This is a genomic window from Duganella caerulea (assembly GCF_040362985.1).
GTDB classification, from domain to species: domain Bacteria; phylum Pseudomonadota; class Gammaproteobacteria; order Burkholderiales; family Burkholderiaceae_D; genus Rugamonas; species Rugamonas vulcania.
In genome coordinates, this window is sequence record NZ_BPWJ01000005.1 from 373,539 (window position 1) to 395,592 (window position 22,054).

The 22,054-nt window shown below is 62.6% G+C and carries 25 protein-coding genes, 1 tRNA gene and 1 pseudogene; 13 read left to right on the plus strand and 14 right to left on the minus strand.

Annotation, left to right across the window (positions count from 1 at the left end; genetic code table 11):
- Positions 1-5: 5 nt before the first annotated feature.
- The 6 genes from gspG to gpmA form a co-directional block, all read right to left on the minus strand.
- Entirely contained in the window at positions 6-452 is a 447-nt protein-coding gene (gspG, locus tag ACUJB0_RS17420; protein ID WP_117012626.1) for a type II secretion system major pseudopilin GspG, read from the minus strand.
- A gap of 141 nt (positions 453-593) precedes the next feature.
- A complete protein-coding gene (locus ACUJB0_RS17425; RefSeq protein WP_444846294.1) occupies positions 594-2,720 on the minus strand; it encodes an amidohydrolase family protein in 2,127 nt (708 codons plus the stop codon).
- Positions 2,721-2,748: 28 nt separating this feature from the next.
- Positions 2,749-3,498, minus strand: a complete 750-nt coding sequence (locus ACUJB0_RS17430) for a HesA/MoeB/ThiF family protein (RefSeq protein ID WP_444846295.1) — start codon at positions 3,496-3,498, stop codon at positions 2,749-2,751.
- Positions 3,499-3,525: 27 nt separating this feature from the next.
- Positions 3,526-5,073 (minus strand): S41 family peptidase, encoded by a 1,548-nt coding sequence (locus tag ACUJB0_RS17435; protein ID WP_444846296.1) that lies wholly within the window; start codon positions 5,071-5,073, stop codon positions 3,526-3,528.
- A gap of 14 nt (positions 5,074-5,087) precedes the next feature.
- The gene (locus ACUJB0_RS17440) at positions 5,088-6,545 is read right to left on the minus strand and encodes a murein hydrolase activator EnvC family protein (protein WP_444846506.1); all 1,458 of its coding nucleotides are present in this window, start codon (positions 6,543-6,545) and stop codon (positions 5,088-5,090) included.
- 61 nt (positions 6,546-6,606) lie between these two features.
- The gene (gene gpmA / locus ACUJB0_RS17445) at positions 6,607-7,353 is read right to left on the minus strand and encodes a 2,3-diphosphoglycerate-dependent phosphoglycerate mutase (protein ID WP_117012623.1); all 747 of its coding nucleotides are present in this window, start codon (positions 7,351-7,353) and stop codon (positions 6,607-6,609) included.
- A 107-nt stretch (positions 7,354-7,460) separates the two neighbouring features.
- Between gpmA and ACUJB0_RS17450 the strand changes: the two genes are divergently transcribed.
- From ACUJB0_RS17450 to ACUJB0_RS17470, 5 genes are all read left to right on the plus strand, one after another.
- Positions 7,461-7,862: a rhodanese-like domain-containing protein gene (locus ACUJB0_RS17450; protein ID WP_161084661.1), complete on the plus strand. Its 402-nt coding sequence runs from the start codon at positions 7,461-7,463 to the stop codon at positions 7,860-7,862.
- A 10-nt stretch (positions 7,863-7,872) separates the two neighbouring features.
- Positions 7,873-8,133 carry a glutaredoxin 3 gene (gene grxC, locus ACUJB0_RS17455; RefSeq protein ID WP_444846297.1) on the plus strand — a complete coding sequence of 87 codons (261 nt, stop codon included), beginning with the start codon at positions 7,873-7,875 and terminating at the stop codon, positions 8,131-8,133.
- Positions 8,134-8,286: 153 nt separating this feature from the next.
- Positions 8,287-8,772: a protein-export chaperone SecB gene (secB, locus tag ACUJB0_RS17460; RefSeq protein ID WP_117012620.1), complete on the plus strand. Its 486-nt coding sequence runs from the start codon at positions 8,287-8,289 to the stop codon at positions 8,770-8,772.
- 98 nt (positions 8,773-8,870) lie between these two features.
- Positions 8,871-9,314, plus strand: a complete 444-nt coding sequence (locus ACUJB0_RS17465; RefSeq protein ID WP_444846298.1) for an SH3 domain-containing protein — start codon at positions 8,871-8,873, stop codon at positions 9,312-9,314.
- Positions 9,315-9,352: 38 nt separating this feature from the next.
- Positions 9,353-10,393, plus strand: coding sequence for an NAD(P)H-dependent glycerol-3-phosphate dehydrogenase (locus tag ACUJB0_RS17470; RefSeq protein WP_444846299.1), 1,041 nt, complete (start codon positions 9,353-9,355; stop codon positions 10,391-10,393).
- On the opposite strand, the gene ACUJB0_RS17475 is transcribed toward ACUJB0_RS17470, so the two are convergent.
- Genes ACUJB0_RS17475 through mscL form a run of 3 tightly spaced genes read right to left on the minus strand, consistent with a single transcriptional unit; the run spans position 10,390 to position 12,729 of the window.
- Positions 10,390-11,079, minus strand: coding sequence for a DUF2461 domain-containing protein (locus ACUJB0_RS17475; protein ID WP_444846300.1), 690 nt, complete (start codon positions 11,077-11,079; stop codon positions 10,390-10,392). The two genes, ACUJB0_RS17470 and ACUJB0_RS17475, sit on opposite strands and share 4 nt — an antisense overlap.
- Positions 11,080-11,088: 9 nt before the next feature.
- Positions 11,089-12,258 (minus strand): Do family serine endopeptidase, encoded by a 1,170-nt coding sequence (locus ACUJB0_RS17480; protein ID WP_444846301.1) that lies wholly within the window; start codon positions 12,256-12,258, stop codon positions 11,089-11,091.
- Positions 12,259-12,294: 36 nt separating this feature from the next.
- Positions 12,295-12,729: a large conductance mechanosensitive channel protein MscL gene (mscL, locus tag ACUJB0_RS17485; protein WP_444846302.1), complete on the minus strand. Its 435-nt coding sequence runs from the start codon at positions 12,727-12,729 to the stop codon at positions 12,295-12,297.
- A gap of 361 nt (positions 12,730-13,090) precedes the next feature.
- Here mscL and petA point away from each other — a divergent pair, with 361 nt between their 5' ends.
- The 8 genes and pseudogenes from petA (at position 13,091) to ACUJB0_RS17525 (ending at position 18,260) form a co-directional block, all read left to right on the plus strand.
- Entirely contained in the window at positions 13,091-13,699 is a 609-nt protein-coding gene (petA, locus tag ACUJB0_RS17490) for a ubiquinol-cytochrome c reductase iron-sulfur subunit (protein ID WP_161084655.1), read from the plus strand.
- A gap of 3 nt (positions 13,700-13,702) precedes the next feature.
- Entirely contained in the window at positions 13,703-15,115 is a 1,413-nt protein-coding gene (locus ACUJB0_RS17495; protein WP_444846303.1) for a cytochrome b, read from the plus strand.
- A gap of 36 nt (positions 15,116-15,151) precedes the next feature.
- Complete coding sequence (locus ACUJB0_RS17500) at positions 15,152-15,916, plus strand: cytochrome c1 (protein WP_444846304.1); 765 nt, start codon at positions 15,152-15,154, stop codon at positions 15,914-15,916.
- Between the two features lie 114 nt (positions 15,917-16,030).
- Positions 16,031-16,642: a glutathione S-transferase N-terminal domain-containing protein gene (locus ACUJB0_RS17505; protein WP_008443913.1), complete on the plus strand. Its 612-nt coding sequence runs from the start codon at positions 16,031-16,033 to the stop codon at positions 16,640-16,642.
- A gap of 90 nt (positions 16,643-16,732) precedes the next feature.
- On the plus strand, positions 16,733-17,212 hold the full coding sequence (locus ACUJB0_RS17510; protein ID WP_444846305.1) for a ClpXP protease specificity-enhancing factor: 480 nt from the start codon (positions 16,733-16,735) through the stop codon (positions 17,210-17,212).
- Positions 17,213-17,238: 26 nt separating this feature from the next.
- Positions 17,239-17,314, plus strand: a tRNA-Thr gene (locus ACUJB0_RS17515).
- A gap of 170 nt (positions 17,315-17,484) precedes the next feature.
- Positions 17,485-17,691, plus strand: a pseudogene (locus ACUJB0_RS17520) (DUF3800 domain-containing protein); the annotation flags it as partial.
- 41 nt (positions 17,692-17,732) lie between these two features.
- Entirely contained in the window at positions 17,733-18,260 is a 528-nt protein-coding gene (locus ACUJB0_RS17525; protein ID WP_444846306.1) for a DUF3800 domain-containing protein, read from the plus strand.
- Between the two features lie 156 nt (positions 18,261-18,416).
- On the opposite strand, the gene ACUJB0_RS17530 is transcribed toward ACUJB0_RS17525, so the two are convergent.
- The 5 genes from ACUJB0_RS17530 to ACUJB0_RS17550 form a co-directional block, all read right to left on the minus strand.
- Entirely contained in the window at positions 18,417-18,620 is a 204-nt protein-coding gene (locus tag ACUJB0_RS17530) for a HipA N-terminal domain-containing protein (RefSeq protein WP_444846307.1), read from the minus strand.
- A gap of 1 nt (position 18,621) precedes the next feature.
- The gene (locus ACUJB0_RS17535) at positions 18,622-18,993 is read right to left on the minus strand and encodes a helix-turn-helix domain-containing protein (RefSeq protein ID WP_444846308.1); all 372 of its coding nucleotides are present in this window, start codon (positions 18,991-18,993) and stop codon (positions 18,622-18,624) included.
- Between the two features lie 105 nt (positions 18,994-19,098).
- Positions 19,099-19,980, minus strand: coding sequence for a hypothetical protein (locus ACUJB0_RS17540; RefSeq protein ID WP_444846309.1), 882 nt, complete (start codon positions 19,978-19,980; stop codon positions 19,099-19,101).
- A 75-nt stretch (positions 19,981-20,055) separates the two neighbouring features.
- Positions 20,056-20,808, minus strand: a complete 753-nt coding sequence (locus tag ACUJB0_RS17545; RefSeq protein ID WP_444846310.1) for an Ig-like domain-containing protein — start codon at positions 20,806-20,808, stop codon at positions 20,056-20,058.
- Positions 20,809-20,811: 3 nt separating this feature from the next.
- Positions 20,812-22,041, minus strand: a complete 1,230-nt coding sequence (locus ACUJB0_RS17550) for a hypothetical protein (protein WP_444846311.1) — start codon at positions 22,039-22,041, stop codon at positions 20,812-20,814.
- Positions 22,042-22,054 lie beyond the last annotated feature (13 nt).

A 22,054-nucleotide genomic window follows, 5' to 3' on the forward strand; every position in this document is an offset into this window, starting at 1 on the left:
TGCGATCAGTTATCCCAGGAGCCGATGTCGGCATCGTCGCCGGTGCCGCCCGGCGCGCCGTCGGCGCCGTAGGAGAACACATCGACCTCGCCCTTGATGCCGGGCGAGAGGAACTGGTATGGATTGCCCCAAGGGTCTTTCGGCATTTTTTCCAGGTAGCCGCCGGACTTCCAGCCATTGGCGGCCGGGCCGGTGGTCGGCTTGGTCAGCAGCGCCTGCAGGCCTTGCTCGGTGGTCGGGTAGCGCTGGTTATCCAGCTTGTACAGCTTGAGCGCCTGCATGACGGTGGCGATATCGACCTTGGCCGCGGCGACTTTCGATTCGCCGGTGCGGCTGAGCAGCTTGGGCACCACCAGCGCCGCCAGCACACCCATGATGACCACGACCACCATGATTTCAATCAGCGTAAAGCCACGCGCGGCGGCACGACGGGGGACGAAGAGTTTTTTCATATTCGATAACAGGTAAAAGTGAGTGCAGAGTATAAGGCCGAATCGCCGCCGCCAGCGAAACCAGAGAACGATTTTTGCGCCGGCAGGCTTAAACAGCGCTTAACCGGACACGCCTCGCGTCCGGTTTTTACCGCGATTTACTCAATCGCGCTGACGGGCGGTGGCGTCGATGCGGCGCAGCGCGCCCTCGTTGCCGGCACCGTTGATCTCCGCCACGGCGGCCGAGGTTCTGGCCACCTGCGGCGCGTTCTGGACGAACGGCGCGATGCCCAGCGCGGCGTCGATCTCGCGCGGGTAGATCACGTAACCGCGCGTGATCACCGCCGCCACCTTGCGCACGTCGGCGATATCCTTGGTTGGATCGCCATCCACCAGCACCAGGTCGGCCAGCTTGCCGGCCGCGATGCTGCCACGGTCGTTGCTGGTGCGGGTGTAGCGGGCGCCGTTGCGGGTCGCCACCTGCAGGGCCTGGGCCGGCGTCAGGCCGGCCTTGACCAGCAGCGCCAGCTCCGAATGCAGCGTGAAGCCGGCGATATCGTCGGTGCCGGCCACGATGGGCACACCGGCCTTGTACATGATGCCGACGAATTCCACCATCTTGCCGTAGGACTTCTGGTAGCGCTTGAGGGTGGCGTCGCCGTCGATCTTCATGGCGCCGACCGCGAGGCTGCGCGCCACGTCCGGCGGCATGTTGGCGGCGAAGGCGCGGTAGGGTTCATTGAGGTCGCCGTCCTTCTGCTGGATGAAAGCGAAGGCCGACATGGTCGGGTCAATCGAAATCTGCTTTTTCACCAGGCCGGCCACGAAGTCCTTGAACGGCTTGGTGTTGAAGTCCATGTCGGCCACTTTTTCGGCCGGCAGCAGGAAGCGGTTCAGGTTACGCGTCTCGGTATCCGGCTTGACGAGGAAGTTCAGCAGCACCTGGTTGATGTGCTGGATCTCGTCGTAGCCGGCGTCCAGCGCCTCCTGCGCGCGCAGGCCGGCCGGAATGTGGCCGGACACCCGCATGCCGCGGCTGTGGGCATAGGCCACGGTGTCCTTCAGGATCGCCTTGGGGAAGGAGTTGTAGATCTTCAGCTGCGGATAGCCGCGCTCCGCGTACCAGTCGACCGCCTCCTTCGCGCCCGCCAGGTCCTTGATGACGAAGCCGTTGTTGGCGCTGAACGGACTCTCGCCCTCCAGGAAGCCGGCCGGCACCACCTGTGGCGCCAGCAGCTTGCCGGCCGCGGTTTCGTCGAGCATCGCCTGCAACTGCTTGTTGTCGTTGCCCATATCGCGCACACTGGTCACGCCGGTGGACATGTTCAGCGCGCCGGACCAGCGGTCCACGTGGCCATGCATGTCGAACAGGCCAGGCAGCACGATGCGGCCGCCGGCGTCGATGGTGTTGTCGGCCTCGCGCACCGGCGAGCCGGCCGGCAGCACGGCGGTGATGCGGCCGCGCAGCACGTAGATGTCGGACGGGGCGCCGACGGTGGCCTTGTCGCTGTCGAACACGCGGGCGTTGCGCACCAGCGTCAGGCCGGTGAGCGGGTGCTGCAGCCTGGCCGCCAGCTCTTCCAGCATGCGGTTCTCGGCTTTTTTCTGGCGCACGGCCAGCTCCGGCGCGGCGCCCTGCCAGCCCTCTTCCAGCATGTTGGCGAAGCCGGGGATGATCACGCCGAACAGGCGCGGACTGGCGCCGGTGGTGGCCCAGTAAAACGCCGGCGACAAGCCGACGCCGGTCTGCGCCACCAGTTGCACGGTCTGTTTCGCGCCGCTGCCGCTGCTGACTTCCAGCGTATCGAGCACGGTCTGCGACAGCGTGCCCGATGGCAGCAGGGCCAGTTTATGCTCGGGCGCCGCGGCCAGCGCGGTGATGTAGGCGGAGACAGTTTCGAAGGAACCGTTCAGCGGCAGGTAGCCGGCCGGGCCGCTGACGGCCTTGGTGCCCTGCTCGGAGGTCGACTTCCATTCGGCCTGGCCGCCCGTGCGCGCGAAGCGCTCGTCGACCACCGCGCCGAAGGTGGAGTTGCCCTTGACGCTGTACTCGGTCATCACGCCGTCGGCGCCCATGCGGAATTGCTCCGTCAGTTCCGGGCCACGGCCGTTGTTCTTGAAGATGAAACGCACCTTGGTCAGGCCGTCGTCCTGGCGCTCGACGGCTTGCTCGCCGATCTGCTTGCCGTTTTCGGCGATGATCAGGTATTTGATGTTGGCGGCGGCGGTGGCCACCTGCGCGGCGAACGCCATGGACAGCGCCAGCGGCAGTACAGCGAGTCGTTTCATCAGCAAGATAGTCTCCTTCCGTTTAGTGTTATTTTTTTGCGCAGACCGGGCAATCGCCATTGCGTCCCACACCGATGCTGGTCCACTCCATGTGCAGGCCGTCCAGCATCAACAGGCGCCCGGCCAGCGAGGCGCCCACGCCCATCAGCAGCTTGAGCGCTTCGGCCGCCTGCATCGCGCCCACCACGCCCACCAGCGGCGCGAACACGCCCATGGTGGAACAGGCCACGTCCTCGAACTTCTGGTCCTGCGGGAACAGGCAGGAATAGCAGGGCTGCGCACCGCCGCGCGGATCGAACACGCTGACCTGGCCGTCGAAACGTATCACCGCCCCCGATACCAGCGGCCTGCCCAGCGCGACGCAGGCGCGGTTGACGGCGTGGCGGGTGGCGAAGTTGTCGGTGCAGTCGAGCACCACGTCGGCCCGCGCCACCAGTTCGGCCAGGCGGGCGTCGTCCACGCGCTCGGTCAGCGCGGTGACTTCGATCTCGGGATTGATCTGCGCCAGCGTGATGCGCGCCGATTCGGCCTTGGGCTGGCCGACCCGCTCCGTGGTGTGGGCGATCTGGCGCTGCAGGTTGGTGAGGTCGACGGTGTCGTTGTCCACCAGCGTGATGTGGCCGACGCCGGCCGACGCCAGGTACATGGCGGCCGGCGATCCGAGGCCGCCGGCGCCGATCACCAGCGCATGCGCGGCCAGCAGCTTTTGCTGGCCTTCGATGCCGATTTCGTCGAGGAGAATGTGGCGCGAATAGCGCAGCAGTTGCGAGTCGTTCATCGTCTCAGGCCGGCGGCGCGCCCGCCGTTATTGGGTCACGGGTTGTTTCAGGGCCGGCTTCTTGTCGCTGGCCTTGGGCTTGGAATCCTGCTTGGCGGCTGGCTTGACGGCCGGCTTGCTGTCCGACTTGATCTCGCCAACCTCGCCGCCGGCGGCGGGCGCCGCCTCCACCTTCGACAGCTTGACCGGCAAGCCCTTGAAGTGGTTGATCGCCTGCGCCAGCTGGAAGTCGTCCTTGGAACCGAATTCCACCGGCTTGGCTTTCTTCGCCAGCGAGGCCGCGCGCTGCTCGTCTTCCAGCTCGTCCCGCTGCGCGGTCAGGGCCTTCTGCGCGGCGCTGTCGCCGTCCGGGTCCTTGTCGTTGTTCAGGTGCTTTTGCAGGTCGGATTCGCGCACGCGCAGGCTGTTCAAGCCGTCGCCGTCGGCGGTTTCATCGACCATCAAATCCGGCACGATGCCGCGCGCCTGGATCGAGCGGTTGTGCGGCGTGTAGTAGCGCGCCGTGGTCAGCTTGACCGCGGTGTCGGCGGTCAGCTGGCGCAGCGTCTGCACCGAGCCCTTGCCGAAGGTCTGCGTGCCCATGATGGTGGCGCGCTTGTAGTCCTGCAGCGCGCCGGCGACGATCTCCGAGGCCGACGCCGAACCGGCGTTGACCAGGACGACCATCGGCACATCCTTGAGCGCGGCCGGCAGCTTGGCCAGCGGATCGTTCTTGGCGCGCGTGGAATAGAACTCGCTGCGGCCGTAGAAGGTCTGCTTGGAGTCGAGCAGCTGGCCGTTGGTCGAGACGATCACCGAGTCCTTGGGCAGGAAGGCGGCCGAGACACCGATCGCGCCCGGCACCACGCCGCCCGGATCGTTGCGCAGGTCCAGCACCAGGCCCTTGATGTGCGGGTCCTGCGCGTACAGGGCGGTGAGCTTGCGCGCCATATCCTCGACGGTCGGCTCCTGGAACTGCGAGATGCGCAGCCAGGCGTAGCCCGGCTCGATCATCTTGGCCTTGACGCTCTGCACGCGGATCTCCTCGCGCACGATGGTCAGGTTGAGCGGCTTGTCCTCGTCCTTGCGGCTGATGGTGACGGTGACCTTGGAGTGCGGCTCGCCGCGCATCTTCTTGACGCTTTCATCCAGCGTCAGTCCCTTGATCGGCGTGCCGTCGATGCGGGTGATCAGGTCTCCGGTCTTGATGCCGGCCTTGAACGCGGGCGAATCCTCGATCGGCGAGACCACCTTGATGTAGCCGTCCTCCATGCCGACCTCGATGCCGATGCCGACGAATTTGCCGGCCACGGTCTCGCGCATTTCGCGGAAGGCTTTCTTGTCGAGGTAGACCGAGTGCGGGTCGAGCGAGGCCACCATGCCGGAAATGGCCTCGGTGAGCAGCTTCTTGTCGTCGACGTTTTCAACGTAGTCGGTCTTGATCAAGCCGAAGACGTCGGACAGCTGGCGCAACTCCTCCAGCGGCAGCGGCGAGCCGGTGACCTTTTGCGCGATGGCGGAAAACTGCAGGGAGACGGCAACCCCGGCCACCATCCCAAGGCCGATCAGGCCGATGCTCTTGACTTTGTTGCCCATTTTTTCCGCAAACCTTAAAACTTGACCCAGCCAGCCGGATCGAATGCCGTGCCCTGATGGCGAAGCTCAAAGTATAGCCCCGATTCCTCGTTGCCGCCGCTGTTACCTGCGCTGGCAATCGAGTCGCCGGGTTTGACGACGTCGCCGACCCGTTTGAGCAGCGACTCGCAATTGCCGTAGATGCTCCAGTACTGGCCGCCGTGGTCGACGATGATCATGTTGCCGAAGCCGCGCAGCCAGTCGGCGAAAATGATTTTGCCGCCGGCGATGGCGCGGATCTCGGCGCCCTCGCCGGTGCGGATGAACATCCCCTTCCAGCTTGGGCCGTCGCCGCGCTTGGTGCCGAATTTGGCGGCGATCTTGCCGCTGACGGGCGCGCGCAGCTGTCCCTTGAGGCTGGCGAACGGCGCGCCGGACGGCACGGCCGGCGCCAGCGCGATATCCGCCGCCTTGGCCGCCGGCCTGGCCGGTTCCTCCTCGCGCGGCGGCGGCTTGACCGGTTCCGGCGGGCGGGCAGGCTGCTGCGCCACTTTCGGTTCGTCGGCGTCGATGGCGTCGGGCTTGGACGGCGGCGGCTTGATGGTGCCGGACTTGGCGGCGTTGGCCTTGGCCAGGCGCTGGCGTTCCGCCTCGGCCGCAGCCTTGGCCTTGGCCAGCGCGCGCGCGTCTGCTTCGGCCTTGGCCCTGGCTTCCGCTTCAGCCCTGGCGCGGGCGGCGGCCAGTTCCTGCCGCTTCTTCTCGGCCGCGGCGGCGATCGCCTGCTCCTGGATCAGCTTGCCCAGCTTGTCGACCAGGCCGGTCAGGCGCTGCTCGTCACGCTCGACATTGCCGGCTTCCTTGCGCTGGGCCACCAGTTTCTTCGACAGCGAAGCCAGCAGCGCGGCGCGGCGCGACTTCTCCTGCTCCAGCTTGGCCTTCTGTTCCATTTCCTCGGCCGCGATTTCCTGCAGCTCGTCCTTGGCGTTCTGCGCCTCGGCCTGGTTGACCTCGACCGCCTTCAGGTTGGCGCGCAGCGAGTCCAGCAGCCGCGCCTGCGCCTGCGACACGTAGGACATCATCTGCAGGTCGCGGTTGATACGGTTGGGGTTGTCGCCGGACAGCAGCAGCTTGATGCGGTCCTCGTTGCCGGCGACGTATTGTTCGCGCAGCAGCTTGGCCAGCTGCTGTTTCTGCTGGGCGACCGTGGCCGCCAGCTTGTCGTGTTCGACGGCGAGCTGTTGCAGCTTGGTGTTGGTGTCGCCCTGCTCCTGCGCCAGATCGCGCAGCGAGCGGTTGGCGTCCGAGATCGCCTGTTCGGACTCGGCCAGCGTGTCGGCCGCGTCGTCCTTGGCGCTCTCGGTCTTGCCGATGTCTTTCTTGAGCGCGCTGAGTTTCTGCTGCAGGCTGGCGCGCTCGGCCTCGGCCGCCGCTTTCTGCTTGCTGCGCTCGGTGGTCTTGCTGAACGGCGCGGCGTGCGCGCCGTTCAGGATCATCAGCATCAGCGCCGCACTGGTGGCGGCGCCGCGCCAGCCTCGTAAGGAAAAATGCGACAAATTACTTGGCCTTGCCCTGGTTGGCCACGGCGGCTTGCGCTGCGGCGATGGCGTCGGCGTCGCCGAGGTAGTAGTGGCGGATCGGCTTCAGGTCGGCGTCCAGTTCGTACACCAGCGGCTGGCCGTTCGGGATGTTGAGGCCGACGATGTCGTCATCGCTGATGCCGTCGAGCATCTTGATCAGCGCGCGCAGGCTGTTGCCGTGGGCCGAGATGATGATCTTCTTGCCGGCGCGGATGGCCGGGGCGATTTCCTCGTCCCAGGCCGGCATCACGCGCGCCACGGTGTCCTTCAGGCATTCGGTCAGCGGGATCTGCGACTTGTCCAGGCCGGCGTAGCGCGGGTCGTTGAAAGAGGCGCGGTCGTCGTTCTCGGCCAGCGGCGGCGGCGGCGTGTCGTAGCTGCGGCGCCATACCAGCACCTGGTCGTCGCCGTACTTGGCGGCGGTCTCGCCCTTGTCCAGTCCTTGCAGCGCGCCGTAGTGGCGCTCGTTCAAACGCCAGTCGTTCTTGACCGGCAGGTACATCATGTCCATCTCGTCCATGGTCAGCCACAGCGTGCGGATCGCGCGCTTGAGCACCGAGGTGTAAGCCAGGTCGAAGGTGTAGCCGGATTCCTTGAGCACCTTGCCGGCCGCCTTGGCTTCGGCGATGCCCTTCTCGGTCAGGTCGACGTCGGTCCAGCCGGTGAAGCGGTTCGAGAGGTTCCAGGTGGACTCGCCATGGCGCATGAATACGATTTTATACATTTGAACTATCTTCAAAAAGGATTGAACGGGACGGAAAACCGGTACTGCGAGAACTCTTCCAGCTTCTATTTTATAATGCGCGCATTGACTTAAACCATTGGAACCCTGTGAAATTCTTCATTGACAATATTTTCATCATCGCCATCGTGGTCCTCTCGGGCGGCGCCCTGCTCTGGCCGGTACTGACGCAGCGCGGCAAACGCGCCAGCGCGCAAGAGGTGACGCTGTTGATCAACCGCAGCAAAGCCACCGTTGTGGATGTTCGTGAAGCAACGGAATTTGCCGCTGGCCACTTGCCGGATGCCAAGAACATTCCGCTGGGCGAGCTGTCCAAGCGCATTGGCGAACTGGACAAGTTCAAGAGCAAGAGCGTGGTCCTGGTCTGCCAGAGCGGCGCGCGCGCCAACTCGGCGGCCGGCGTGCTGGCCAAGGCCGGCTTCGCGGACGTGGTCAACCTGGACGGCGGCATTGCCGCATGGCAAAAAGCCGGCTTGCCGCTGGCCAAATAAGGAGGTCAAGATGACTGCCCGTGTAATCATGTACACCACCGCCGTATGTCCCTACTGCGTGCGCGCCGAGCGCCTGCTGGAAGCCAAGGGCGTGACCACGCTGGAAAAGATCCGCGTCGACCTGGATCCGCAACAGCGCATGCTGATGATGGAAAAGACCGGCCGCCGCACCGTGCCGCAGATCTATATCGGCGAAACCCACGTCGGCGGCTTCGACGATTTGTACGCGCTGGAGCAGGCCGGCCGCCTGACCCCCTTGTTAAACGGCTAAGCGCCCCAAAATAACAACGAGAGGGCCGCAGAAATAGTTTGAAATCTTAATGGTTTTGATACAATTGCCCTCGCGTTTGATTTGAGCTCCATACCAAGCCAACATATTCCGAGCGGCGCGTGCCGCTCGTTTTCACTATAACGAAAGCGTTCCATGTCTGACGAAAACCTGCAACCAGTATTCCAAATCCAACGCGTCTACCTGAAAGACATGTCGCTGGAACAACCGAACTCCCCAGCAATCTTCCTGGAACAGGAAGCGCCATCGATCGAAGTCGCCCTGGACGTCGGCGCCGAGCCGCTGGCCGATGGCGTGTTCGAATCGACCGTCACCATCACCGTGACCGCCAAAGTCAAAGACAAGGTCGCTTTCCTGGTTGAAGGCAAGCAAGCCGGTATCTTCGAAGCGCGCAACATCCCAGCCGAGCAGCTCGATCCGCTGCTGGGCATCGGTTGCCCGAACATCGTCTACCCTTACCTGCGCGCCAACATCGCCGACGTGATCACCCGTGCCGGTTTCCCACCAGTGCACCTGGCCGAGATCAACTTCGAAGTGTTCTACCAGCAGCGCATGCAAGCGATCGCCGACGCGGCCGCCGCAGCACCAGCAGCAACCGACGGCGCCGCGACCACGCACTAAGCCGTTTCTGAAGTATGACGCTGCCGGACGCCACGTCCGGCAGCGGTATCACCCCGACACGCCGCGCCTTCGCGCGCTGTCCCTCTGCAAGGTAAGCCATGACTTTTCCCCGTTTGATTGCCGGTCTGACCCTGATGCTGGCGGTAAGCGCCGGGCACGCGTTCGACTTCAAAACGGTAGGCGCCGCGCCCGTGATCCTGTACGACGCGCCATCGACCAAGGGCGGCAAGCTGTTCGTCGTACCGCGTGGCACGCCGCTGGAAGTGGTGCTGGCCTACGGCGAATGGCTCAAGGTGCGCGACGTCACAGGCGAGCTGGCCTGGACCGAGGCCAAGGGCCTGACCGCCAAGCGCAACGTCATCATCCGCACGCCCAACCTGAAGATCCGCGCCACGCCGGACGACAGCGCCGCGCCGGTGTTCGTCGCCGACAAGGGCGTACTGCTGGAAGTGACCGAATCGGCCGCCGGCGGCTGGCTCAAGGTGCGTCACCGCGACGGCCTGGTCGGTTACGTCAAGAATTCCGAAGTCTGGGGCATATAATTGCCGTAGCGGCGCCATCAGGCGTCGAATGAGGTCCCATGCAAGATAATCCAAACAAAGCCGCGGGCACCGTCCGCAAGGTGGCCGTGCTCGGCTCGGGCGCCTGGGGCACCGCCGTCGCCATGGCGCTGGCCCAGCGTCACGACGTCATGCTGTGGGGCCGCAACCGCGACGCCATGCAAGACATGGCGCGCGCGCGCGAAAACAGCGCCTACCTGCCCGGCCATCCCTTCCCCGCTGGCCTACAGGTCACCGACGATTTCGACGCCGCGCTGGCCCACGTGGCCGGACCGGACAGCCTGCTGATCGCCGCCTGCCCGGTGGCGGGCCTGCGTCCGCTGCTGGAGCAGCTGAAGACGCGGGCGATACCGAACGTGGTCTGGCTGTGCAAGGGTTTTGAATACGGCACCGGCCTGCTGCCGCACCAGATCGTGCGGCAAGTGCTGGGCGCCGGCGTGGCCGGCGGCGCCTTGTCCGGCCCGTCGTTCGCGCAGGAAGTGGCCAGGGGCCTGCCGTGCGCGCTGACCATCGCCTCCGACTCGGCCGCGTTGCGCGACTGCGTGGTGGCGGCCGTCCACGGCGGCAATATCCGCGTGTACTCCAGCGAAGACCTGGTCGGCGTGGAAGTGGGCGGCGCGGTGAAAAACGTGCTGGCCATCGCCACCGGCGTGGCCGACGGCCTGGGGCTGGGCTTGAACGCGCGCGCCGCGCTGATCACGCGCGGGCTGGCGGAAATCACCCGCCTCGGCACCGCGCTGGGCGGGCAGACCGAAACCTTCATGGGCCTGACCGGCATGGGCGACCTGATCCTGACCTGCACCGGCGACCTGTCGCGCAACCGCCGCGTCGGCCTCGGGCTGGCGCAGGGCAAGCCGCTGGACGCCATCGTGCACGAGCTGGGCCACGTGGCCGAAGGCGTGCCGTGCTCCAAGGCCGTGCGCGAACTGGCGGCCCGGATGGGCGTCGACATGCCGATCACCAACGCGGTGGCCGGCGTGCTGTTCGACGGCGACCAGCCGCAAGCGATGGTCTCGCGCCTGCTGGCCCGCGACCCCCGCGATGAAAAAGTGAAGCGTTAGTCCTCGGCCGCCTCTTCCTTGGCGGCGCGCATCCATTCGACCAGCGGGTAGGCATCCTTCAGGCCGCTGGCGATCATCGGCACCAGCAGCTCCGGCTTGTTCAGCGGCAGGTCGACCTCGGTCCAGACAAAGAAACTCTTCAGCTTGATGTATTCGATGTGCTGGTGCTCGGGGTCGTAGCCCTTGGGCGGACGCATCAGCTTGCCTTCGTTCTGGATGTCGCCGAAGGTGGCTTTCAATTTTTTATTCTTCAGCACCTTGCTGAAGCCGGCCGCGTCCTCGACCATGTGCTGGCGCAGCGCCTTCAGCCGCGCCGGCGGCGGCATGTATTCGCCGGCACCAAACAGCAGCTTGCCGCTGCCGTCGATCTGCATGTAATACGTCGGCCCGCCGGCCTTGCTCGGACGGCGCAAATCGTTCGGCGCCACCGCGGCCGAGAAGCGCGTCTTGTACGGGCTCTTGTCATGCGCGAAGCGCACGTCGCGGTTGATGCGGAACATCGCCTTCTTCGGATTGCAGAACTTGACGGCGGCGTCGAACTTGCCCAGCTCGCCTATCATCTCCGTCACCACCTGCAGGAATTCTTCCCGCAGGATGTCGTAGCGCGGTTTGTTCATGATGAACCAGGGACGGTTGTTGTTGTCCGCCAGTTCCTTGAGAAATTGAGTCAGGTCACGCAGGTGCATTCAGGTTCCTTATTTGGCGCCGGCCGGCCGCTTGCCGACCGTGATCTCGAGCGTGGTCTCGCGGCTCTTGCGCAAGATCCGCATTTTAGCGCTTCCGCCGGGAACGAGTTGGGCGATCAGATTGAGCATGTCGTTGGTGTCGGCCACCGGCTTGTCGTCCACCGACAGCAGGATGTCGCCCGGCTTCATGCCGCCCTTGTCGGCCGGGCCGTTGCGCACCACGCCGGCGATGATGGCGCCGCTCTGCCGCGTCAAGCCGAAGCTCGACGCCAGCTCGGGCGTGATCTCCTGCGTCTCCACGCCGATCCAGCCGCGCACCACGTGGCCGGACTTGATGATGGCCTCCATCACCGACTTGGCGGTCGACACCGGAATGGCGAAGCCGATGCCCACCGAGCCGCCCGACTGCGAATAGATCGCCGAGTTAATCCCCAGCAGGTTGCCGTTGGCGTCCACCAGCGCGCCGCCGGAATTGCCGAAGTTGATCGCGGCGTCGGTCTGGATGAAGTTCTCGAAGTGGTTGATGTGCAGGTTGTTGCGCCCCAGCGCGGAGATGATGCCCATCGTCACGGTCTGGCCAACGCCGAACGGATTGCCGATGGCCAGCACCACGTCGCCCACCCGCGCCTGCTCGGCCTGGCCCAGCACGATCACCGGCAGCTTGTCGAGCGCGATCTTGATGACGGCCAGGTCGGTCTCGGGATCGGTGCCGACCACCTTGGCGGCGGCCTTGCGCCCGTCGGCCAGGATCACCTCGATCTCGTCGGCCGCCTCCACCACGTGGTTGTTGGTCAGGATGTAGCCTTCGCCGGAGACGATCACGCCCGAGCCCAGGCTGGACTCGTCGTCGTCGTTCTCGCCGTCGTGGTCGCGGTCGCCGAAGAATTTCTTGAAGAAGGGGTCGCGCAGCAGCGGATGCTTGCCGCGCTTGGGTTTCTTGCTGGTGATGATGTTGACCACGGCCGGCATGGCCCGCCCCGCCGCCGCCCGGTAGGAACCGACCGCCACGCCGGGCGCCTTACCCGGTCCCGCCTCCAGCGTCACGGCCGGATGGTCGGCGTTGCCGATCTGCTGCGAGCGCACCGGCGCGAGCCGTTCCGGCCCCACCGCCGTGTAGACGAAATACAGTGCCAATACGACGGTCACCGTTTGCGCAAACAATAACCAGAGTCGTCGCATAGCGTTCAGCCTGCCGTCCCACGGACGGCGTCCTTGTTATTTCTTCAGAGAGTCGCGGATTTCGCGCAGCAGCACGATGTCTTCCGGGGTCGGCGCCGGCGCCGCGGCCGCTTCCGCCGCCACTTCCTTGGTGTTCAAATGGCGCGCCTTGTTCATCAGCCGCACCATCTGGAAGATCACGAAGGCCAGGATGATGAAGTTCAGCAGGATGGTGGCGAAATTACCGTAGGCGAACACCGCGCCCAGCTTTTTCGCTTCGGCCAGGCTCAGGTGCGGATCCTGGCCGTTCAGCGCGATATAGTAATTGGCGAAATCCAGCCCGCCGAACAGTTTGCCGATCGGCGGCATGATGATGTCGGCCACCAGCGAGTCGACGATCTTGCCGAACGCGCCACCGATGATCACGCCAACGGCGAGGTCGACCACATTGCCCTTCATCGCGAATTCTTTAAATTCCTGCATCATTGCCATTCTTCTATCCTCGCTCTGTGGTCATTTGTGAACAAAACTGCGTCTGGATCATACTATTTTTTCAATTGGATTCCAAACTCGCTCGCGCCATGCGCGTTGGACACCGATTTACGCTATAAATTTGTCTTGCATCAATATCTATCGCTTGCGCTCCGTCAGTAGGGGATGGGCCGGCAAAAATCAAGTCCAAAACGGTGCGCAAATGCCCGCAATTGGGGTTACGGCAACGTTTTTGCTTTAATTCGTATCACGCTTACCTTATAATTTAAGGTTGCTAGAAGCGATATTCGTGCTTCAACAAGTTTCAGATTTTGTTCGCGGTTTTCGGATTTTGTTCGCACTTTGACTGATTGGGGTTTGTATGAGTATCGAAAAGCAGGTCGATTCGGGCCGACGCGGATTGCTCGTCGCAACAGGCGCGGCGGGTGGCGTAGTGGGCCTGGCAACCGCCGGGGCACTGGTAAGCACGTTCCAACCTTCCGAGCGCGCCAAGGCCGCCGGCGCACCGGTGGAAGTGGATATTTCCAGCCTCAATCCCGGTGAAATGAAAACCGTCGAATGGCGCGGCAAGCCGGTCTGGATTATCAAGCGTACCCCTGAAATGGTGGCCTCGCTGAAAAAGACCGACGGCAAGGTGGCCGACGCCGACTCCAAGCGCAACCCGGAGGAATTCACCCCGGAATACGCCCGCAACGAATGGCGTTCGCGCAAGCCGGAGATCCTGGTGGCGGTCGGCATCTGCACCCACCTGGGCTGCTCGCCATCGTCCAAATTCACTCCCGGCCCGCAGCCATCGCTGCCGGACGACTGGGAAGGCGGCTTCCTGTGCCCATGCCACGGCTCGACCTTCGACATGGCCGGCCGCGTGTTCAAGAACAAGCCGGCGCCGGACAATCTGCAGGTGCCGCGTCACATGTTCCTGAGCGACACCAAGCTGATCATTGGTAAAGACGAGAAAGGCGAGGCGTAAATCATGGCGGCTTTCAAAGAGACTAAATTCCCGGCCGATGCACCGGCCGCACAAAAAGCACTGGGCTGGGTCGACGACCGCTTCCCGCTGACCAAGCTGTGGAACGACCAATGGGGCAAATACTACGCCCCGAAAAACTTCAACTTCTGGTACATCTTCGGCTCGCTGGCCATGCTGGTGCTGGTGCTGCAGATCGTCACCGGCATCTTCCTGACCATGCACTACAAGCCGGACGCCAACCTGGCCTTCGGTTCGGTCGAATACATCATGCGCGAAGTACCGTGGGGCTGGCTGGTGCGCTACATGCACTCGACCGGCGCCTCGGCCTTCTTCATCATCGTCTACCTGCACATGACGCGCGGCCTGCTGTACGGCTCGTACCGCAAGCCACGCGAGCTGATCTGGCTGTTCGGTTTCGCCATCTTCCTGTGCCTGATGGCAGAAGCCTTCTTCGGCTACCTGCTGCCATGGGGCCAGATGTCGTACTGGGGCGCCCAGGTGATCGTCAACCTGTTCGGCGCCATCCCGCTGATCGGCCCTGACCTGTCGCTGTGGATCCGCGGCGACTACGTGGTGTCCGACGCCACCCTGAACCGCTTCTTCGCCTTCCACGTGATCGCGATCCCGCTGGTGCTGCTGGGTCTGGTGGCTGCCCACCTGATCGCGCTGCACGAAGTCGGCTCGAGCAACCCGGACGGCATCGAAGTGAAGGAAAACCTGGGCGCCGACGGCCACCCGGTCGATTCCATCCCTTCGCACCCTTACTACACCGTGCACGACCTGTTCGGCGTATCGATCTTCCTGCTGATCTTCAGCGCCGTGGTGTTCTTCGCCCCGGAAATGGGCGGCTACTTCCTGGAATATAACAACTTCCTGCCGGGCGACTCGCTCAAGACCCCTCTGCACATCGCGCCGACCTGGTACTTCACCGCGTTCTACTCGGTGCTGCGCGCCACCACCGCCGACTTCATGTGGGTGCTGATGTTCTTCGTGGCCGCCTACGTGGTGTTCATCTGGCTCAAGTCGCGCCTGTCGAGCGCGGTCAAGACCGTGATCGCCGCGATCGCGCTGGTGGCCATCGTCGGCATGCTGCCGCAGGTGCTCGACGCCAAGTTCTGGGGCGTGGTGTTCTTCGGCGGCTCGGTGGTGATCCTGGCCTTCCTGCCATGGCTGGACAAGTCGCCGGTCAAGTCGATCCGCTACCGCCCGAGCTGGCACAAGTATGTGTACGCCGTGTTCTTCTTCTGCTTCCTGTCGCTGGGCTACCTGGGTACCCTGCCGCCGACCGAAGGCCGCACGCTGTTCTCGCAAGTATGCACCCTGCTTTACTTTAGCTTCTTCCTGTTCATGCCTTGGTGGAGCGCCATGGGCACGTTCAAGAAGGTCCCGGACCGCGTAGTGTTCCACGCGCACTGATCGACGCCTCCCGCTAAAGTACACAAAGGACATTACATGAATTTTTCTAAAAAACTGCTCGCCATCCTGGCCCTGGTGCCAGGCCTGGTACTGGCCAACGAAGGCGGCGTCGCCCTCGACAAGGCGCCTGACCGTTCGAATAACATGGCGGCCCTGCAAAACGGCGCCAAACTGTTCGTCAACTACTGCCTGAACTGTCATAATGCGTCCTCGATGCGCTACAACCGTCTGCGCGACCTCGGTCTGACGGAAGAGCAAATCAAGGCCAACCTGCTGTTCACCGGCGACAAGGTCGGCGAAATGATGACCACCACGATGAACCCGAAAGACGCGAAAGCATGGTTCGGCGTGGTGCCGCCGGACCTGTCGGTGATCGCGCGCGCGAAAGCCTCGGGCGCCGGCAGCGGCGGCGACTACCTGTACACCTACCTGCGCACCTTCTACAAGGACGACACCCGCCCGACCGGCTGGAACAACCTGGTGGTCAACAACGTGGCGATGCCGCACGTGTTGTGGGAACTGCAGGGCGTGCAGAAGGTCAAGATGGAAGAAGTGGCCGACCCGCACGAGGAAGGCAAGAAGATCCATCACTTTGCCGGCTTCGAGCAAGTCACGCCGGGCAAACTGAGCAAGCTGGAATACGACACTGCGGTGGCCGACCTGGTCGGTTACATGGAGTGGATGGCGGAGCCTGCAGCGCAGACCCGCAAAAAACTGGGCGCATGGGTGGTGCTGTTTATGGCCGGCTTCGCCTTCCTGGCATGGCGCTTGAACGCGTCGTTCTGGAAAGAAGTTAAATAATCGAGAGTGCCGGCTAGCCGGCGCTTGTTTTGCGATGCCCGCGTTGGCGGGCGATCGATCCGGGGTGATCCGTTCGCGGCTTCACCCCCTTTGTTCTTCTAAGGAACTATAAAAATGATGGTTCTCTATTCGGGTACAACCTGCCCATTTTCGCAACGCTGCCGTCTGGTCCTGTTTGAAAAAGGCATGGACTTCGAAGTGCGCGATGTCGACCTGTTCAACAAGCCGGAAGACATCTCGACCATGAATCCCTATGGTCAGGTGCCCATCCTGGTGGAACGTGAATTGATCCTGTACGAATCGAACATCATCAATGAGTACATCGACGAACGCTTCCCGCATCCGCAGCTGATGCCGGCCGACCCGCTGATGCGCGCCCGTGCGCGCCTGATGCTGTTCAACTTCGAGAAAGAATTGTTCGTCCACGTGCACGTGCTGGAAAGCGAACGCGCCAAGAGCAACGACAAGAGCCACGACAAGGCGCGCGCGGAAATCCGCGACCGCCTGACCACGCTCGCGCCGCTGTTCCTGAAGAACAAGTACATGCTGGGCGATGAGTTCTCGATGCTGGACGTGGCGGTCGCGCCGCTGCTGTGGCGCCTGGATCACTACGGCATCGAACTGTCGAAGACCGCGGCCCCGCTGATGAAGTACGCCGAGCGCATCTTCTCGCGTCCTGCCTACATCGAAGCGCTGACGCCGTCGGAAAAGGTCATGCGCCGTTAATCGGACGCGGGCCGATTTACTTGAAGTCTATCGGCGCGTTTGCCGGCCTTAGCGGGCGGCGCGCCGGGTTTTACTGCAGTCTGGAAGACCATGTCTGAAATCTCAACCAAGCCCTACATGCTGCGCGCCATTTATGAGTGGTGCACGGACAGCGGCTATACGCCCTACCTCGCCGTCAAGGTCGACGCCTCGACCACGGTGCCGATGGAATATGTGAAAAAAGGCGAAATCGTCCTCAACATCAGCTTCGGCGCCACCTCGGGCCTGAAGATGGACAACGACAGCATCCGCTTCCACGCGCGCTTCGGCGGTGTGTCGCGGGAGATCTACGTCCCGGTCAACAACGTCATGGCGATCTACGCCAACGAGAACGGCCAGGGGATGGCGTTCGAGCCGCAACTGGGCTTTGCCGAGCCACCAGCCGATGAGGAAACCAGCGCGCCGGCACCGGTGCTGGCCGCCGTTCCAGCGCCCGCGCAAGAGGTGAAAACCGAGGCGCCAAGCGCTCCGGAAGACGATACCGACCCGCCAAAAAAGGGTGGCCGTCCTACTCTCACGCGAATTAAATAGCGTATAATTCGCCCCGTACAAGTTTCGCCGACTTAGCTCATTTGGTAGAGCAGTTGATTTGTAATCATCAGGTGGCCAGTTCGAAACCGGCAGTCGGCACCAGAAATACGCAGGAATAACAAAGGGTTACATGCTTTGGCGTGTAACCCTTTTTTACTGCCGAAGCTGTTTGTACCCATCTATAGGCGCCATATAGGCAGCGTCGCATTTTTCAGAGGCGGTTCAACTTCCCTTTATAATCTAGTGAGCGCTACGAGCTAAAGGATCTGGGTATGACAGCAGATTTTGTTGTGTATATAGATGAAGCAGGGGACGAAGGTTTCAAGTTCCTAGAGGGTGAGCGTGGCAGCTCTCGTTGGTTTGTGCTCTCTGCAACAGTGGCTCGCAAGTCGAATGACCTACAGATGGTGAAGATTGCCAAGGATGCTCGTACGCTGCTAGGGAAGCCAGAAAAATTTGTTTTCCACTTTCGCGAGCTAAAGCATGAGCAGCGTATCCCTTGGTACGGCTTATCAGTGGAATGCCGGTCAAGACCGTCAACGTGCTCATTCATAAACCGTCAATTCCAAATCCTGAAAATTTTCAGCAAGAGGCGCACAAGCTTTACCGGTACGCGACTCGGCTGTTGCTGGAGCGAGTGAGTTGGTTATGCCGGGATTTTGCGCATGAGGGGAAATGCAGCGCGGACCTTGTATTTTCGAACAGGTCCGCTATGTCGTATGACGATTTACGGAGTTATTTGCAATTATTAAAACACCAGTCTGCGGCGTCCAGCGATATCAGCATCTACTGGCCAGCGATAAGTTGCGATAAGGTCCGAGCAGTTAACCACGATAAATTGGCTGGTTTACAGCTTGCCGATGCGGTCGCTTCAAGCGTTTTTTTTGCAGTGAACAAAACGCAGTATGGCGAGGTAGAAGAACGGTATTTACGTATGCTATTGCCAACTCTATACAAGAAGCAAAACCGGATAGAAGGCTATGGTCTTAAGCTATGGTGCAGCGACCAAGTAGAAAAACAAAGGCTCACTGAATTAGTGAGCCCTTAAATAAAAGTAGACCCCAGGTTCGAGGTTCCCACCCATTCGGGCTGCCGCCGTTAAGCGACCTCTACAAGTCCTGCGCTTGTCTACGCCAACATAGTACCAAGTTGCTCAAAATTGGGCAACCTTTACTTCCAAAATGCTGCATAGCAACATTCGCGATTACTTGACCATGCTCAAGATGCGGTCGATAGCCGCAAGCAGCTGATAAGGCTCACACCCCTCCATCCTGAAACGCTTCGCAATTCGTCGACGTATCCCGTCGCTATCGGGCAGCAGATTATCGAAATAGTTTTCCACCACCGGGCCGCGATACGGCGCATTCCCCGGTTTCTTCAACCGCTGGGCATGCGTGCGCCGTCCCATGCTACCAAGGCTCCATCTTCTTGGTTCGCGGGACCACTTTGGATGGCGCGGCCACACTTACCTTCTTGGGCTTGGTTGCTGGCACAGGCCGGCCACCTGCTGGCGCACAATCTGGCATAGTATCCAATATCAACGCTTCACCAGATTCACCAGATTTATCGTTTTGAGCCAACACGATCTCACCGCCGAGCAGTCGTAGAATCGTGAACAGCCGCTCGACGCTCGTGGCGGCTGGGTTCGCCTCGATCTTTGCATAGCTCTGTTGGGTCACTCCAAACAATGCGGCTACCTCGGCCTGCGACAAGCCTGCGTGCTTACGAAAGCCGACAAGTAGTGGTCGTAGTTGCTGCAAAGTTCGGATGGGGTAATCCATGATCAGGCTCCAATCACCTCTTACAGTATATAAGCTGTAAATTCAATTTACAGCTAGTGGGTTGTATTGGGTAATTTCGGCACGCCGAGCAACGATTCCGAATTTTTAGCCCAGCCGTCCAGCCAACCACAGCGCGACGTTGCTAGCGTACCGGTGAACCGAACGCATTGCGTGAGGCGTCGTCGCCAGACTGTTCCCCGGCGCCTCGCTCACGAAGTCCGGGCAGCCTGAGGCCGGATTCCAGTTGTAGTCGGCGAAGTGGTGGAAGGTGGACTGTGCAATCACCGGGCCGTTGCCGGCGGTCGCTTCGATTGCGACGGCGATGTTGAACGGGTTGCCGGTGGCCTTGCTGATGCCGGTGGCGATCACGCGTGCATTCGCCACGCCGGCCGGTGCGTCCACCGCGCCCTCATGCGGATGGGCCGGCAGATAATGCAGCAAGCCGTCTTCGGACTCGGCATCGCGCAACACGGGATGCGCCGGGCTGACGATGGCGATGCGTTGAGCGTCGCCGTTGGCTCCCGAATGGAAATTAGGCCACAGGATTTGCGGCGTGCCGCGATCGTCCGGCGCAGGCGGCAAGCTGCCCGCGACGCGATTGTGGTTATGGAAAATATGCATGGCGCCGATCACGTCTATCGAGCAGATGGAGCAGCCCAAATCCATATGGTCGCGCGTGATCATCAAGCCGCCGCCCCGGCGGTGGAACGCGGAGAGTCCCGCGCGGTCGTCGGTGTGCAAGCCGTCGCCGGTGTCGACCGCGAACAGCCATACCTGGCCGTAGTCCGACTCCGCCAATGTCGACAGCACCGGATCGGCACTGCCGACACTGACGCGGTCGCGCGCAGTCACCTCGAACAGCGGCTGACCATCATCGCCGGTCAAGCCGGCCAACAAGTCGCGCAGCAAAGAGAAGCGGCCGATATGCCAATCATTGTCGGTGGTGACGATGGTGGTCTGCAAAAGAATTTTGATGGGCTTGTTCATGGCGTCTTTCTTACAATTTGTGATCGATGAGATCGGACCATAGACCGCCTCCGGCGTCAAGCGCAAACGGGGTAGTCACCTGTCCACCTTAAAGGTAATCGCCGCATCAACCGGCGGGCCGCCCGGTTGATCAACCGCCGTTTCGAAGTGGCCGCCCAGTCGATTGCCGGCAGGATCCTCCAAAGTGCCACGGGCGACCAGCGTGTATTCGCCGGCCCGCCAGGGCGCTTGCGGCGTGAAGGTCCAGACCCTCTCGCCATCCTTTAACCGCACGCTGCCAGCGACGCGCCGGTGGCGATGGTCCGCAATCGCCAGGTAGCCGGCGTCACGGCCATCGATGGCGCCATCGAGTCTCACCACCAGCGCCTGCTTCGACCCTGCCGCGACAGGCGACAACCGCCACGCCGACGGCATCGGACCACCCTCGCGGACAGGCCCAACATTCCAGCGCTGAAGAGGATGTCCGTCCAGCGTCAGCACAACGTCGTCCCCCGCCGCAAGGATCGGCCCCATCTCCTCGCGCGCAAGCAGGCCGGTCTTGACGCGGCCGGGATGCATCAGGATCGTCAGTATCTTGCCGTCCGGAGACCACAGCTCCTGCGGCAGAAACGGCTGCTGCACCGGCCTGCCATCGGCGTGCCGCAAGGCCAGCCTGGGCAGCACCGCCCCTTCGGGCGGCGCCGCAAACCGGATCGAGATGCGCAGCAGGTTGGCGGGAACCTCGGCCGCCGATGGCTGAACCTGCACCACGCCCGGCGCCGCTTGCACGGCAGCCGTCGCACTCAGCGCCGCAAACAAGGCGGCGACGATCAGTCGACCGGGCCGCACCGGTTACTCCGACGCCTTGATCAACTCAGGGAATCCCTCTTCCTTCATCAGTATGTCCACGCGCGGCTTGGCATACTGCTGCTGGAAGGCGTTGCCCCGGAAACTAAATTCCGGAAACGCGTATTCCGACACATGGTCGCTCAGGCGGAAGCTCAGCTCCTTCCCTATCGATACCAGTTGCAGCGCATCCCGCTCCAGCTGGCGGCGCACGACGACGATGGACTTGTCGTCGAGGTTGTCGACCCGCAGCGTGCCAGACAGCGGAACCTGCGCCACGTCCAGGCCAGTGACCTGCCCGTACGGCACGTTCTTCTCGATGCCTGGCCGAGCGCCCGCCGCCTCCAGCTGCGACACCGGAATCAGGTTCGACACACGGTTAAAATTCACCAGCAAAAGTACATCCTCGGCCTTGCCCTCGCGGGTCGTGGTATACGAGATCATGTCGGCGGGGGTGTTTCCATAGCCCAGTTCGGCGACGGTCTTGCCGCGGATATGGGCGCCATCCTTCAGGTCGTCGAGCGGGATGGTCACCAGCGGCGTGCAGGTGTACGCGGCCACCAGGTAAGACTTGCCGCCCCAGCTGGCAAAGCTCATCGCCCGCACCGGCGCCCGCGTTTCGATCAGGTTGTGGCCGGCATGATAGATCTCCACCGAGGTGACCGACTGCTCGGAGCCAAATGGATACTTGATGCGCCGCAGCGTCGAGGCAAAGTCCTGGTTGGAGAGGCCGGCGACGAACAGCTCGCCGTTGCGCCACTTCATATCGGTGGCGGTGAAGCTGCGCTCAGGCGTGTCGCGCCAAAAACTGTTGTCCGTGGTCGGCGCGTTGCGCAGCGCTATCGAGGTCGATGGCGCCGCCTGCAGGTTGATGCGGCGGGTCTTTTTGTCGCTGGTCACGACGATCAGCGCCGGCTTTTTCGCCGGGCCGTAGCTGACCGCCACATACACTTCGCCGGTGCCGGGCCGGACCACCATGTCCTCGACGGTGACCTTGGCGCCGCCGACTTCGCGCGACAAACGCGGCTCCAGGTCCAACACATTGAATATCGTGCCGGACGGCTGTTGCGCCGCCGCCGGCAGCGTGATCGCGTGGACGCGCGCCGCTTTCCAGTCGGCGACGAACAGGATGTTGTCCGGTCCGGCGGCAAGGCGGGAGATCGATTTCACGTCCGCCGCGGACGCGCCGGTGGCGGCAAGCAGCAAGCCGGATATGGCGATGAATGGGATGCGCATGAACTACTCCTAT